14 protein-coding genes are annotated in these 11,826 nt (G+C 67.7%); 7 read left to right on the plus strand and 7 right to left on the minus strand.

The window, feature by feature from the left end; all coding sequences use genetic code 11:
• Positions 1-67 precede the first annotated feature (67 nt).
• From OP498_RS09735 to OP498_RS09750, 4 genes are read right to left on the minus strand one after another with little or no spacing between them, the layout of a single operon-like run.
• Positions 68-439: a diacylglycerol kinase gene (locus tag OP498_RS09735; protein ID WP_280547718.1), complete on the minus strand. Its 372-nt coding sequence runs from the start codon at positions 437-439 to the stop codon at positions 68-70.
• Positions 440-457: 18 nt separating this feature from the next.
• Positions 458-1,891: a D-alanyl-D-alanine carboxypeptidase/D-alanyl-D-alanine-endopeptidase gene (gene dacB, locus OP498_RS09740; protein ID WP_280547717.1), complete on the minus strand. Its 1,434-nt coding sequence runs from the start codon at positions 1,889-1,891 to the stop codon at positions 458-460.
• Positions 1,892-1,923: 32 nt separating this feature from the next.
• On the minus strand, positions 1,924-2,253 hold the full coding sequence (locus OP498_RS09745; RefSeq protein WP_280547716.1) for an SMR family transporter: 330 nt from the start codon (positions 2,251-2,253) through the stop codon (positions 1,924-1,926).
• A complete protein-coding gene (locus OP498_RS09750) occupies positions 2,253-2,969 on the minus strand; it encodes an SAM-dependent methyltransferase (RefSeq protein WP_280553377.1) in 717 nt (238 codons plus the stop codon). The genes OP498_RS09745 and OP498_RS09750 overlap by 1 nt, the downstream gene beginning before the upstream one ends.
• 188 nt (positions 2,970-3,157) lie before the next feature.
• Here OP498_RS09750 and OP498_RS09755 point away from each other — a divergent pair, with 188 nt between their 5' ends.
• The 3 genes from OP498_RS09755 (at position 3,158) to OP498_RS09765 (ending at position 5,842) form a co-directional block, all read left to right on the plus strand.
• Complete coding sequence (locus OP498_RS09755) at positions 3,158-5,050, plus strand: beta-ketoacyl synthase (RefSeq protein ID WP_280553419.1); 1,893 nt, start codon at positions 3,158-3,160, stop codon at positions 5,048-5,050.
• Positions 5,047-5,526, plus strand: a complete 480-nt coding sequence (coaD, locus tag OP498_RS09760; protein ID WP_280547714.1) for a pantetheine-phosphate adenylyltransferase — start codon at positions 5,047-5,049, stop codon at positions 5,524-5,526. Before OP498_RS09755 ends, coaD begins: the two co-directional genes overlap by 4 nt.
• Positions 5,527-5,593: 67 nt before the next feature.
• Positions 5,594-5,842 (plus strand): YfhL family 4Fe-4S dicluster ferredoxin, encoded by a 249-nt coding sequence (locus OP498_RS09765; protein ID WP_089713546.1) that lies wholly within the window; start codon positions 5,594-5,596, stop codon positions 5,840-5,842.
• Between the two features lie 177 nt (positions 5,843-6,019).
• Here OP498_RS09765 and OP498_RS09770 read toward each other — a convergent pair whose 3' ends face one another.
• Positions 6,020-6,343, minus strand: coding sequence for a hypothetical protein (locus OP498_RS09770; RefSeq protein ID WP_280553378.1), 324 nt, complete (start codon positions 6,341-6,343; stop codon positions 6,020-6,022).
• 187 nt (positions 6,344-6,530) lie between these two features.
• Between OP498_RS09770 and OP498_RS09775 the strand changes: the two genes are divergently transcribed.
• The 4 genes from OP498_RS09775 (at position 6,531) to OP498_RS09790 (ending at position 10,596) form a co-directional block, all read left to right on the plus strand.
• Complete coding sequence (locus OP498_RS09775; protein ID WP_280553379.1) at positions 6,531-7,142, plus strand: porin family protein; 612 nt, start codon at positions 6,531-6,533, stop codon at positions 7,140-7,142.
• Between the two features lie 101 nt (positions 7,143-7,243).
• The gene (locus OP498_RS09780) at positions 7,244-8,617 is read left to right on the plus strand and encodes an MATE family efflux transporter (RefSeq protein WP_280553380.1); all 1,374 of its coding nucleotides are present in this window, start codon (positions 7,244-7,246) and stop codon (positions 8,615-8,617) included.
• 70 nt (positions 8,618-8,687) lie between these two features.
• The gene (locus OP498_RS09785) at positions 8,688-9,998 is read left to right on the plus strand and encodes a short-chain fatty acid transporter (RefSeq protein WP_280547710.1); all 1,311 of its coding nucleotides are present in this window, start codon (positions 8,688-8,690) and stop codon (positions 9,996-9,998) included.
• Positions 9,999-10,092: 94 nt separating this feature from the next.
• Positions 10,093-10,596, plus strand: coding sequence for an acyl-CoA thioesterase (locus OP498_RS09790; RefSeq protein ID WP_280553381.1), 504 nt, complete (start codon positions 10,093-10,095; stop codon positions 10,594-10,596).
• A 128-nt stretch (positions 10,597-10,724) separates the two neighbouring features.
• On the opposite strand, the gene OP498_RS09795 is transcribed toward OP498_RS09790, so the two are convergent.
• Positions 10,725-10,856: an entericidin A/B family lipoprotein gene (locus OP498_RS09795; RefSeq protein ID WP_280553383.1), complete on the minus strand. Its 132-nt coding sequence runs from the start codon at positions 10,854-10,856 to the stop codon at positions 10,725-10,727.
• Between the two features lie 102 nt (positions 10,857-10,958).
• Positions 10,959-11,705: a sulfite exporter TauE/SafE family protein gene (locus tag OP498_RS09800; RefSeq protein ID WP_280553384.1), complete on the minus strand. Its 747-nt coding sequence runs from the start codon at positions 11,703-11,705 to the stop codon at positions 10,959-10,961.
• Positions 11,706-11,826 lie beyond the last annotated feature (121 nt).

The following is an 11,826-nucleotide window of genomic DNA, read 5'->3' on the forward strand; positions in this document are numbered from 1 at the left end:
GGGCATCTCGCATCCGGTTCTCGAATGCCTCCAGCATAGCGAAGCCTGCCCCGCCCCATAACCCGGCCTAGCCGAGGAATTTCTGCCAGGCCAGTAACCCCCAGGTCAGGCCGGCGATGAACAGCGACAGCATCACCGCCGCCGAGCCGATGTCCTTGGCACGGCCCGAGAGCTCGTGGTGCTCGCTGCCGATGCGGTCCACCACGTTCTCGATGGCGCTGTTGAGCAGTTCCACGATCAGCACCAGCAGGCAGCTGCCCGCCAGCAGGATCCACTCCACCGGTCCCTGGCCGACCCACCAGGCCAGCGGCAGCAGGACCACGCAGACCCCGAGCTCCTGGCGGAAGGCGGCCTCGTTGCGAAAGGCCGCCCTGAGCCCCTTGAGGGAGTAGCGGGTGGAGTGCACCAGGTGCTGCCAGCCGGTGTGTCCTGGCTTCATGTCGCGAGATCCGGAATATCAGTGGGCATCGATCATCTCCTCGAGGTCGGCGGCCAGCGGCTCGAGCACCTGCTGCCAGTTGAGCCAGGGGGTGTTCGCGGTACCGTTGACGAGCGCCGCGAACACGCCCCACTGCCCGCTGCGGGTGCGGAAGTAGCCGCCCACGGCGCGCACCGCCACTGGCTGGTTGAGGGTGCCGGTCTTGAGCATGACATGCTGCTGGAAGGTCGTTGATCCGCGGCGCAGGTAGCGCATCACGCCGTTGGCTGGCAACTGCAGGGCAGCGACGAAGCTGGGAAAGAGCGCCGGCCGGCGGTACATGCTCTCCAGCAGGGCGGTGATGCCCGCCGCCGAGGTGCGGTTCTCCGGGGTCAGGCCACTGCCGCTGCGCAGGGTCACGGGACCGTGACCGGGAAGGCCGGCCACGAAGGCCTCCAGTGCCCTGCCGGCCTGCACCAGACCGGCGCGGGGAGATTCCACCAGATTCAGCGCCAGCTGGTCGGCCATGAAGTTGTTGGAGTAGTTGAGGGTGCGCAGCAGCAGCTCCTGCAGCGGCTCGCTCTCCACCTCGGCCAGGGAACGGGCCTCGGCCGGCGGCTCGGTGGCAGCCACGCCGGCACCGTCACGCACGCCGATTCCGGCCTGTTCCAGCATCGCCAGGAGAGTGGCCGCGCTCTGGCGCGCCGGGTCTGAACTGGCCCGGTAGATGGGCCGGGGCCGGGCATTGGTGGAGATCTGCCCGCTCACCACCATGACGTCGCCGCTGTCACGCAGCACACGCTCGGCATTGAGCCGGGTGCCGCTGTCGTCGGGCTTGGTCTCGACGCGGTTGTCGATCCCGACGATCGGCGCCTGGCTGTCGCAGCTGGTGATGCGGGCGGGGTCGCCGGGCACGGTGGCCGGAGCCACACTGACGCACCAGCTGCCATAGTTCACGCCAGCCGAGGAGAGCAACGCACTGTAAGCATTGGCCACCCGGGAATGGGCCTGGCAACGGTCGGTGGTGATGCACTCTACCGGGCCGTATCGCCACTGGCTGATCACCAGCCGGCCGTCGACGCGCCGCACCCCGGCCTGATGGAGGCGTTGCACCAGGCGCCACAGATCCTCGCTGGTCAGCATCGGGTCGCCCCCGCCGTCGAGCACCAGATTACCGTGCAGCACCCCGTCCGCATCAGGCTCGGCCAGGCTCACCAGCCGGGTGGTGAACCGGTGCTGGGGGCCCCAGCGCTCCAGTGCCGCCGCCGCCAGGTAGACCTTGGACACCGAGGCCGGTGACAGCTGGCGCTCGGGCTCGATGGCACCCAGGGTCTCGCCGCTGCCCAGCAGACGCGCCTCGGCCCCAAGCAGGAAGCCCTTGTCGGCGAGCTCCGCCAGGCGGGTGAAGCCACTCGCCTGGGCGAACAGCGGCAGCAGCATCAGCAGGACGCAGAGCAGCGGGCGACGGCGCATGGAACCTCCAGGGAGCATGAAAGGCCCTCAGCTTAATGGGACGAGATGGAAGAGAACACCTGGATCACCACCACGCCACCAACGATCATGGCCAGGCCCAGCAGTGCCGGAAGGTCCGGCTTCTCGCCATAGACCAGGATGCCCACCAGAGTCACCAGCACGATGCCGAGCCCCGCCCAGAAGGCGTAGGCGATGCCCACCGGCATGGTGCGCAGCACCAAGGCGAGCAGGTAGAAGGCCAGGCCATAGCCGACCACCACCGTGACGCTGGGCCACAGTCGGGTGAAACCCGCCGAGGCCTTCAGCGCACTGGTGGCGATCACCTCTGCAACGATCGCCAGGGCCAGGAACAGGAACGTCATCAGCCCTCCTCCCCGGCGGCCGGCAGCGCGCCCCCGGGCACCAGACCGGGGTCGTGGGGAAGCTCGGCCACCAGCCGCCAGAGCGCCTGCCCGCTGGCATCGTACTTCTGCTCGAAGGGCGTCAGGCAGGCCTCGCCCGGCACGAAGGGTTCCGCCTCGGTCGCCACCCCGGTGACCTGGGTCACCGCCAGGGCGAACTCTTCCGCGTAGAGCCGCCAGTTGGAGCGCAGCTCCAGCCGGCCGCCCAGCGCCAGGATCACCGGCAGCACCGGATGCCCCTGCCAGCGCATCTTCAGGTGTGCGGCCTTGGGGTAGGGGTTGGGGTAGAGCAGGAAGTGACGCGCCGGGCGCCAGCCGGCGTCCAGGGCCAGGCGCCAGAAGTCCACCAGGTCGGCGCGCACCAGAAGGGCATTGTCCGGCAGCGGGCCGTGATCCCGGGAGAGACGATCGGCGCTACGGTCGACGCCGATCACCGCGGCGGCCGGGTCCTGCTCGGCCAGCCGGCGCGTCGAGAGCCCCACGCCGCATCCCGCATCCAGGATCAATGACGCCCCATTGCGGTGCTCGAGCCAGTCCCGGGCCCGGTCAAAGGCCTCACGGGTGTGCGCGGCGAGTGGCTTGCGCAGGGGGTGCGCCAGGGCCCGCGCCACGCGGCGGGGCAGGTCCTGGTGGGGGCCGGTCTGGCGGCTGACGATGGATCGCGAACGGGCAGTCATGGCAGCGGCTCGGCGGAAACGGAAAGGGCCAGCATTCTACCAGCCGCAAGCCCCCCGCGCAGGGGCCCCGGCATGACGCCGCCACGAGCCGGGTGCTATGATCCATGGCCTGACAGCGACACATGCAGCCACGATATCAACCGCACAACGAGGAACCCGGCTTGCCACACTTACCGGTGATCGTCGGCATGGGCGGCGTGAATCCCGCCGGCCGAACCTCGGGCCACCAGGCGTTTCGCCGTACCGTGCTCAACGCCCTGCCCGACGACGACCAGGCCCGCACCCTGCTGGGCCTGGCGGCGATGATGCGCCTGGCCGACTGCCAGGCAGATGGTGCCTGGCATGACGCCGAGGGCCGGCCGTTGGACGCCGCCGAGATCGTCGAGCAGACCCGCCAGCAGGTGCTCGACCACACCCTGATCCGGCGCATCGAGGATCCCCGCTTCAACGAGGAGGGCCTGCCGGCCAACCGCAAGGCGAGCCTCGCGCTGGACACCCCGCTGACCTTCCGCATCCGTCGCCGGCAACTGCCCGACGACCTGCCCCCCACCTGGCAGGTCCAGGAACTGGACCGCCAGAGCCTCGAGGTCACCGTCCCCGCCGGCACCATGGAAGTGATGCTGCCCGAGACGCGCCCGGCCCAGGTGCGCGCCGCCGGCCAGCTTCCCACGGGTTTCGAGCCCAGCCGCCTCTATCGCAGCGTGCACCATCCCCGCGGCCTGGCGATGACGATCTTCGCCGCCAGCGACTGCCTGGGCGACAGCGGCCTGGAGTGGGACAGCCTGCGCGACCGCCTGGACCCCGACGAGGTCGCCGTCTACGCCGGCAACTCCATCGGCCAGCTCGACGACGAGGGCTGGGGCGGCCTGCTCAAGAGCTTCGTCTCCGGCAAGCGCGCCACCTCCAAGCAGATGCCGCTGGGCTATGGTCAGATGCCCGCCGACTTCATCAATGCCTATGTGCTGGGCAGCGTGGGCGGCACCGGGGCGGCACTCGGCGCCTGCGCCAGCTTCCTCTACAACCTGCGCCTGGGCGTGGACGACATCCGAGCCGGCCGCCGCCGGGTCGTGCTGGTGGGCACTGCCGATGCCCCGATCACGCCCGAGGTCATCGAGGGCTTCCGCACCATGGGAGCGCTGGCCGATGACGACGGCCTCAAGGCGCTGGATGCTCTGGAGCTGCTCACCGACGCCGACTACCAGCGGGCCTGCCGGCCCTTCGCCCGCAACTGCGGCTTCACCATGGGCGAGTCCAGCCAGTTCATCATGCTGATGGATGACGCCCTGGCCCTTGAGACCGGTGCCGAGGTCCTCGGCAGCGTGCCGGGCGTGTTCGTCAATGCCGACGGCTGGAAGCGCTCGATCTCCGCCCCCGGCATCGGCAACTACATCTCCCTGGCCAAGGCGGCCGCGCTGGTGCGCGACATGCTCGGCGAGAAGGCCCTGCGCGAGCGCACCTTCCTCCACGCCCATGGCACCAGCACGCCCAAGAACCGCATCACCGAGTCCCATGTCTTCGACCAGGTGGCCCGCGCCCACGGCATCACGGCGTGGCCGGTGGTGGCGGTGAAGGCCTTCGTCGGCCACTCCCAGGGCAGTGCCGCCGGCGACCAGCTGACCAGCGCCCTGGGCAGCTTCGCCCACGGGCTGCTGCCGGGCATCTTCACCCTGGATGCCGTGGCCGACGACGTCCACGCCGAGCGCCTGAAGCTATTCCGCGAACCGCTGCCCTTCGTCGCGGATGCCGCCTTCATCAACGCCAAGGGCTTCGGTGGCAACAACGCCACCGGCGTGGTGCTCTCCCCCGCGGTGACCGAGCGACTGCTGCTGCAGCGCCATGGCGAGACCGCCGTGGCCGCCTGGCAGACGCGCCGCGAGGCCACCCGGGAGGCCGCCGCGGCTTATCATCAGGCTGCCGACCGAGGCCGCTTCGTGGCTCGCTACCGCTTCGGCGAGGGCGTACTGGAGGGGCCCGAACTCGATGTCGGCCGGGACGCCATCCGCATTCCTGGCTATGCGCGGGAAGTGTCGCTGGCCGTGAACAACCCCTTCGGACGACTCGACGAAGGAGAAGCGAGATGAATACCGCCGTCTATCCCGGCACCTTCGACCCCATCACCAACGGCCACCTCGACCTGATCGAGCGTGCCGCCCGGCTGTTCGACAAGGTGGTGGTGGCCATCGCCACGAGTCCCGGCAAGGGGCCTGTGCTGGACATCGACACCCGCATCGCCCTGACCCAAGAGGTGGTGGCCGGCCTCGACAACGTCGAGGTGGTCGGCTTCTCGGGGCTGATGACCGAGTTCATGAAGCAACAGCAGGCCCGCGTGCTGCTGCGCGGGCTGAGGGCGGTGTCGGACTTCGAGTACGAGCTGCAACTGGCCAACATGAACCGCGCCCAGATGCCGGAGCTGGAGACGGTCTTCCTGACGCCGGAGGTGGAGAACTCCTACATCTCCTCCACCCTGGTGCGCGAGATCGCCGGGCTAGGCGGCGATGTCTCCAAGCACGTGCACCCCAGGGTCGCCGAGACGCTGAAGAGCCATTACAATACCTGACCAGGAAACTCGGGATTAGCTCCTTCCCGGGACCGCTTGCCGGCCAGCGACATCCGTGAGGTACCCCATGGCCCTGATGATCACCGACGAGTGCATCAACTGCGACGTCTGCGAACCCGAATGCCCCAACGGCGCCATTTCGCCGGGGGAAGAGATCTATGTCATCGACCCCGGCCTGTGCACCGAATGCGTCGGCCACTACGACGAGCCCCAGTGCCAACAGGTCTGTCCGGTGGACTGCATTCCGCTGGACCCGGAGCACAAGGAGAGTCGTGACGCGCTGATGGAGAAGTACCACCTCATCACCGCGGCCTGACCCGTTCGACGCCAGCACGACCAACGGCGCCCCGCTCATCGAGCGGGGCGCCTTGTTTTGTTCTCAAGGCATATCGACAAAGCGGGATAACGCTGATTTATGTCGCGAACGACGACCCGACGCCTCGGCACCGCTGGCAGCCAGGATGGCGAGGACAGCAATAAATCAGTGTTTTCCCTACAGCTCGTCGGCGCGCCTGCTCACCTTGCAGCCCAGGCAGCGCCGGAAGGCCGCCTCGGCCGGAGTCTTGATCAGGGTCTCCGCCGCCTCGTCCACGTTGCCGCCGAGAGCCGTGAACGGCAGCGACACCAGGAAGATCGCCGCACCACCGACCGTGGCCACCGCCAGCAGCGGCCGGGCGACGACCGCATCGGCGATCATCGCCCCGCCGCTGGGCTGGGCCTCCATACGCTCTCCCTGTGCCACGGCCGGCAGGCTGCCCAGCAGCATCACCAGTGCCAGCATGGCGAACATCGTGCTCTTGCCCAGTCGCTTCATCATCCTCGCTCCCTGCCCTGTCGCCTGGATTGTCGCCCTGCCGGCCGCCGCCGGACCATGGCATTCATTCGAATTAGCACCTAGAATCATCGAGGTTACATCCTTTCACAGGATCTTACATCAGGGTAGCCGGCTTTTGCCGCTTGCCCAACTGCAGGCCCGCCTGCCCCAGCATGCAAAGGAGCGCATGATGAAACGCCTGATCGCCACCGCCGCCCTGGCCGGCCTGGTCGCCTCGCCCGCCTTCGCCCAGAGCTATCAGTACAATCCCGCCGAGGGGCCCTACCTGGGTGCCGGGATTGGCCACTCCTCGCTAGATAACGATACGTTAAATGAATGGGATAGTTACGGGGTCAGCACCGATGATACTGATACCGGCTACAAGCTGTTTGCCGGCTACCAGTTCAATCCCAACTTTGCCGTCGAGGCCAGCTATCTGGACTTTGGCGACTTCAGTGCAAGTGGCTCAAGCGGTCCAGACAATGCCAACATCAAACTGGGCGTTGATGGGTTTGGATTTGCCCTAGTAGGCAAGCTTCCGATCCAGAACGGCTTCAGTGTCCATGGCAAGCTGGGCATGGTTGCTTGGGAGGCTGACTTGGAAGGAAACGCAACGCTTGATGGCTCATATTATCGTGCTTCCGCTGGCGAGGATGGCACCGATCCCTTCTACGGCATCGGCGCCGAGTACGAGATCCAGCAGATCATGATGCGTGCCGAATACGAGCGCTACGATATCAGCGACAGCGGCGAGGACTTCGAGATCGACCTCTTCTCCGCCAGCCTGGGCTACCGCTTCTAGCGTCCTCCGCATGCTTCCCTACGGCCCCGCCAACCGGCGGGGCCGTTGCGTTACGGGGCGAGACGCGCCACCCTGCCCCGTTTCACCCTAAGGGACCCACCGTGACGTCGCCCTCGAGCACCGACCGCGTAGGCACGCGACAGCGCATCCTGGCGCTGGCCTGGCCGATCATCCTCTCCAACGTCACCGTGCCGCTGCTCGGGCTGGTGGATACCGCCGTGGTCGGCCACCTGCCCGACTCGCGCTATCTCGCCGGGGTGACCCTGGGGGCGACGCTCTTCAGCTTTCTCTACTGGGGCTTCGGCTTCCTGCGCATGGGCACCACCGGCCTCACCTCCCAGGCGGTGGGCCGCGAGGCGGACGGCGAGGTACGCAACCTGCTCGGCCAGTCGCTGCTGCTCGCCCTGGGGATCGGCCTGGGACTGATACTGGCCGGGGGCCCGCTGGTGACGCTGGGACTGTGGCTGCTCGACGGCAGCGAGGTCGCCACGCAGCTGGCCGCGGAGTACGCCCGCATCCGGCTGCTCTCGGCCCCGGCGGTGCTGGCCAACTACGCCATCCTCGGCTGGTTCCTCGGCCAGCAGAACTCGCGGGTGACGCTGTCCATCCTGGTGCTGACCAACGGCGTCAACATCGCCCTCGACCTGCTGTTCGTGGTGGGGCTGGGGATGACCAGCGACGGCGTCGCCTGGGCCACGGTGCTCGCCGACTACACGGCACTGGCCTTCGGCCTCTGGCTGGTGTCGCGTCAGCTCAGGTGGCTGTCGGGTCACTTCCTGCGCGAGCGGCTGCTGCGCCTGGCCGCCTACGGCGAGCTCTTCCGGGTCAACGCCAACCTCTTCGTACGCACCCTGGGCCTGCTGTTCGCCATGGCCTTCTTCACCTCCCGCGGCGCCGCCCAGGGCGATACCGTGCTGGCGGCCAATGCCGTGCTGCTGCAGTTCATCATGCTGACCAGCTACGCCCTGGACGGCTTCGCCCATGCCGCCGAGGCGCTGGCCGGCCGCGCCGTGGGCCGCCGGCGCTTCGACGAGTTCGGCCGGGTCGTCAGCAGCGCCGCCCGCTTCTCGCTGGTCACGGCGGGGCTCGCCGCGCTGGCCTTCGCCCTGGGCGGCGAGTGGCTGATCGCGCTGCTCACCGGCCTGCCGGAGGTGCGCGCCACCGCCGGCGACTACCTGCCCTGGATGGTCGTCATGCCGCTGGTGGCGGTATGGAGCTATCTGCTGGACGGCGTCTTCATCGGCGCCACGGCGATCCGCGAGATGCGCAACAGCATCTATGCGGGGCTCGCGGTCTACCTGCCGCTCTGGTGGCTGACCACGCCACTGGGCAACCACGGCCTGTGGCTGGCCTTCCTGGCCTTTGCTATGGTGCGCTCGGGCGTGCTCGCGGCCTACTATCGTCACCATCGCCGCACTCGCTGGCGCCACCACGGCGGGGCCGGCTTCGTTGACGACGAGTACCGCCCCGGGTAGCGCAACCTTCTGAGGGTGCGCTACTTTCTGTCAGGCACGCCAACATCGACAACAGAACAAGGGAACCCCCATGCTCAAGGCCCTATCGAGACCGGCCGTCAGGCTGGTCGAGAAGTACCTGCCCGACCCCTACATCTTCGTGCTGCTGCTGACGGTCATTGCCGCCGCCGCGGCCATCGCCGTGGAGCGACAGACCCCGCTGGCGGTGCTGAGGTTCTGGGGGGACGGCTTCTGGAACCTGCTGACCTTCTCGATGCAGATGCTGCTGGTGCTGGTCACCGGCTTCATGCTGGCAAGCTCCCCCCCCGTCAGCCGCCTGCTGCAGAAGCTGGCCGGCCTGGCCAACAACGCCGGCGCCGCCATCCTGCTCGTGACCCTGGTCTCGCTGGCCGCCAGCTGGATCAACTGGGGCTTCGGCCTGGTGGTCGGCGCCCTGTTCGCCAAGGAGCTGGCCCGCCAGGTTCGGGTGGACTATCGCCTGCTGGTGGCGAGCGCCTACTCCGGCTTCGTCGTATGGCACGGCGGGCTCGCCGGCTCGATCCCTCTGACCATCGCCACCGAGGGCCATTTCACCGTCGAGCAGATCGGCGTGATCGGTACCGGCGAGACCATCTTCTCGCTGTTCAACATCGCTATCGTGCTCTGCCTGTTCGTGGCGGTACCGCTGGTCAACCGGATGATGCTTCCAGACGAGAAGGACAGCGTCTACATCGATCCCAAGCTGCTTGGCGAGACCGAGACGCAACGGCCGCGCATCACCCGCCCGGCGGAGCGCCTCGAGAACAGCATGACGCTGGCCTGGCTGGTCGGCATCCCCGGCCTGCTGTTCCTGTTCGACCATTTCGTGCTGCGCGGCGGCGGCCTCAACCTGAACGTGGTGAACTTCCTGTTCCTGTTCCTGGCCATCGTGTTGCATCGCACGCCCCAGAGCCTGCTCAACAGCCTGCATGAGGCCATCAAGGGCGGCGCCGGGATCGTGATCCAGTTCCCCTTCTACGCCGGGATCATGGCGATCATGGTGCAGTCCGGGCTCGCCGAGACCCTGTCCGGCGCGCTGATCTCCTTCGCCACCGAGACCACCCTGCCCTTCTGGTCCTTCATCAGTGCCGGCATCGTCAACATCTTCGTGCCCTCCGGTGGCGGCCAGTGGGCCGTGCAGGCCCCGGTGATGCTGCCGGCCGCCCAGGCCCTGGGCGTGGACATCCCCCGGGTGGCCATGGCCGTGGCCTGGGGCGACGCCTGGACCAACCTGCTGCAGCCCTTCTGGGCCCTGCCGGTGCTCGGGATCGCCGGCCTCAAGGCGAAGGACATCATGGGCTTCTGCCTGATCCAGCTGCTCATCACCGGCATCATCATCGCCGTCGGCCTGACCTGGTTCTGACCCCGGCACGCGCCGATACCCGCCCGACAACGCCTTGCTCCCCTCCGCGGGAGCAAGGCGTTATGCTGTGGAAAACCTTCACGGGGACACTTCGATGGACGACCAGACCCTGACGGGCCAGCACGAGCTCTCGATGACCGTGCTGATGACCCCGGACATGGCCAACTTCAGCGGCAAGGTGCATGGCGGCGCCATCCTCAAGAAACTCGACGAGGTGGCCTATGCCTGTGCCAGCCGCTACGCCGGTCATTACGTGGTGACGCTGTCCGTCGACCAGGTACTGTTCAAGCAGCCGATCCATGTCGGTGAACTGGTCACCTTCCTGGCCAGCGTCAACCACGTCGGAAGCTCCTCCATGGAGATCGGCATCAAGGTGGTCGCCGAGGATATTCGCCAGAAGATGATCCGCCACACCAACAGCTGCTACCTGACCATGGTCGCCGTGGACGACCATGGCAAGCCGGCCAGGGTGCCGCCGCTCAGGCTGGACACCCGTCTGCAGAAGCTGCGTTTCGAGAAGGCCGCCCTGCGCAAGAAGCTGCGCAAGCAGGCCGAGGAGGAGGAGCGTCGTACCCAGGCCAGGCACGAGGACCCCTGAATGGGGAAAGGCGGGAGATAGAGGGGCAGGGAGACAGGCGTCACCTGCCCGGCCCTGCCGGTATCTTCACACGCCGGAGCAGGACTCCGGCGCCGCGCGGGAGGGTTTCTCTATCATGCCCAGGGGCATCAACTGGCGGCGTCCTGCACCGCCTTGCCGCCCTCCTCGATGTCCTGTCCGGCGCCACGCATGGTATTGCAGCCACCAAGCAGCGACAGGCTGAACAGCGCGACCAGCACCAGTGCAAGTGTCCTTTTCATGCTCGCCTCCTCGTCCTTTCCGTTATGCAGTAAGGGAATGCTACATCCTTAATTTAGCACGTGATGGCCGCAGCGACAGGCCGCCCAGCCCGGCAACGGCCCCTAGCCCAGCAGCAGGCGCAGGATGATCGCGGCGATGACCGCGACGGTCAGCCACTTGACGACGAAGGCCCCGCGCGGGCTCATGTTGACCTTCACCGCCAGCCAGGCTCCCAGCATGCTGCCCCCCGCCAGCACCAGGCCATAGCTCCAGCGCACCTGGTCATTGGCCAGGAAGATCGCCAGGGCCGGCAGGGTATAGACCAGCACGATCAGCACCTTGAAGACGTTCACCTGGGCGAGGTCGATCTTCAGCATGCGATAGAGCACCACGATGAACAGGACGCCCACCCCGACCTGGATGAACCCGCCGTAGAGGCCGATGGCGAACATCGCCAGATAGACCGCCGGGGTGAGGCGCTCCGGGGTCAGCGGGCGGGTCTCCAGGCGCGGCTGGGGCAGCAGCATCAGCACCGCCGAGCACGCCATCACCGTGATCAGGATCGCCTCGAAGAGCGCATCCCCGGTCTGCAGGGCCAGCCAGGCACCGAGCAGCGAGCCGACCACCGCCGGCACCGAGAGCCGCAGCGAGAGCCCCACGTAGCGGGCACCGGCACGCAAGAAGCTGGTCACCGCGGAGATGCTCTGCAGCGCGATCGAAACCCGGTTGGTGCCATTGGCGGCCTGGGGCGGCAGCCCCAGGAACATCAGCAGTGGCAGGGTCAGCATCGAGCCCCCCGCGGAGAGCACGTTGATGAAGCCGGCCAGGGTCCCGATGGCCAGCAGGGCAAGCGCCTCGAGCAGCGTCATGGTAGCGTCCGTTGTGGGCGGGTCGGAGATAGGCTACCCAGCATACCGGGGCAGCCCTGCCGGGGGAATCTGCCCCGATGCCGGATGGCTGTGCCATGATGACCGGCACAGGGACCGCCGA

Source organism: Halomonas sp. 25-S5, from assembly GCF_029889845.1.
GTDB lineage: Bacteria > Pseudomonadota > Gammaproteobacteria > Pseudomonadales > Halomonadaceae > Halomonas.

What these genes read in the sequence shown, in the direction of transcription:
- OP498_RS09735 (WP_280547718.1), bottom strand. Translation starts at nt 439, where the DNA reads ATGAAGCCAGGACACACCGGCTGGCAGCACCTGGTGCACTCCACCCGC.
- dacB (WP_280547717.1), bottom strand. Translation starts at nt 1,891, where the DNA reads ATGCGCCGTCGCCCGCTGCTCTGCGTCCTGCTGATGCTGCTGCCGCTG.
- OP498_RS09745 (WP_280547716.1), bottom strand. Translation starts at nt 2,253, where the DNA reads ATGACGTTCCTGTTCCTGGCCCTGGCGATCGTTGCAGAGGTGATCGCC.
- OP498_RS09750 (WP_280553377.1), bottom strand. Translation starts at nt 2,969, where the DNA reads ATGACTGCCCGTTCGCGATCCATCGTCAGCCGCCAGACCGGCCCCCAC.
- OP498_RS09755 (WP_280553419.1), top strand. Translation starts at nt 3,158, where the DNA reads ATGGGCGGCGTGAATCCCGCCGGCCGAACCTCGGGCCACCAGGCGTTT.
- coaD (WP_280547714.1), top strand. Translation starts at nt 5,047, where the DNA reads ATGAATACCGCCGTCTATCCCGGCACCTTCGACCCCATCACCAACGGC.
- OP498_RS09765 (WP_089713546.1), top strand. Translation starts at nt 5,594, where the DNA reads ATGGCCCTGATGATCACCGACGAGTGCATCAACTGCGACGTCTGCGAA.
- OP498_RS09770 (WP_280553378.1), bottom strand. Translation starts at nt 6,343, where the DNA reads ATGATGAAGCGACTGGGCAAGAGCACGATGTTCGCCATGCTGGCACTG.
- OP498_RS09775 (WP_280553379.1), top strand. Translation starts at nt 6,531, where the DNA reads ATGAAACGCCTGATCGCCACCGCCGCCCTGGCCGGCCTGGTCGCCTCG.
- OP498_RS09785 (WP_280547710.1), top strand. Translation starts at nt 8,688, where the DNA reads ATGCTCAAGGCCCTATCGAGACCGGCCGTCAGGCTGGTCGAGAAGTAC.
- OP498_RS09790 (WP_280553381.1), top strand. Translation starts at nt 10,093, where the DNA reads ATGGACGACCAGACCCTGACGGGCCAGCACGAGCTCTCGATGACCGTG.
- OP498_RS09795 (WP_280553383.1), bottom strand. Translation starts at nt 10,856, where the DNA reads ATGAAAAGGACACTTGCACTGGTGCTGGTCGCGCTGTTCAGCCTGTCG.
- OP498_RS09800 (WP_280553384.1), bottom strand. Translation starts at nt 11,705, where the DNA reads ATGACGCTGCTCGAGGCGCTTGCCCTGCTGGCCATCGGGACCCTGGCC.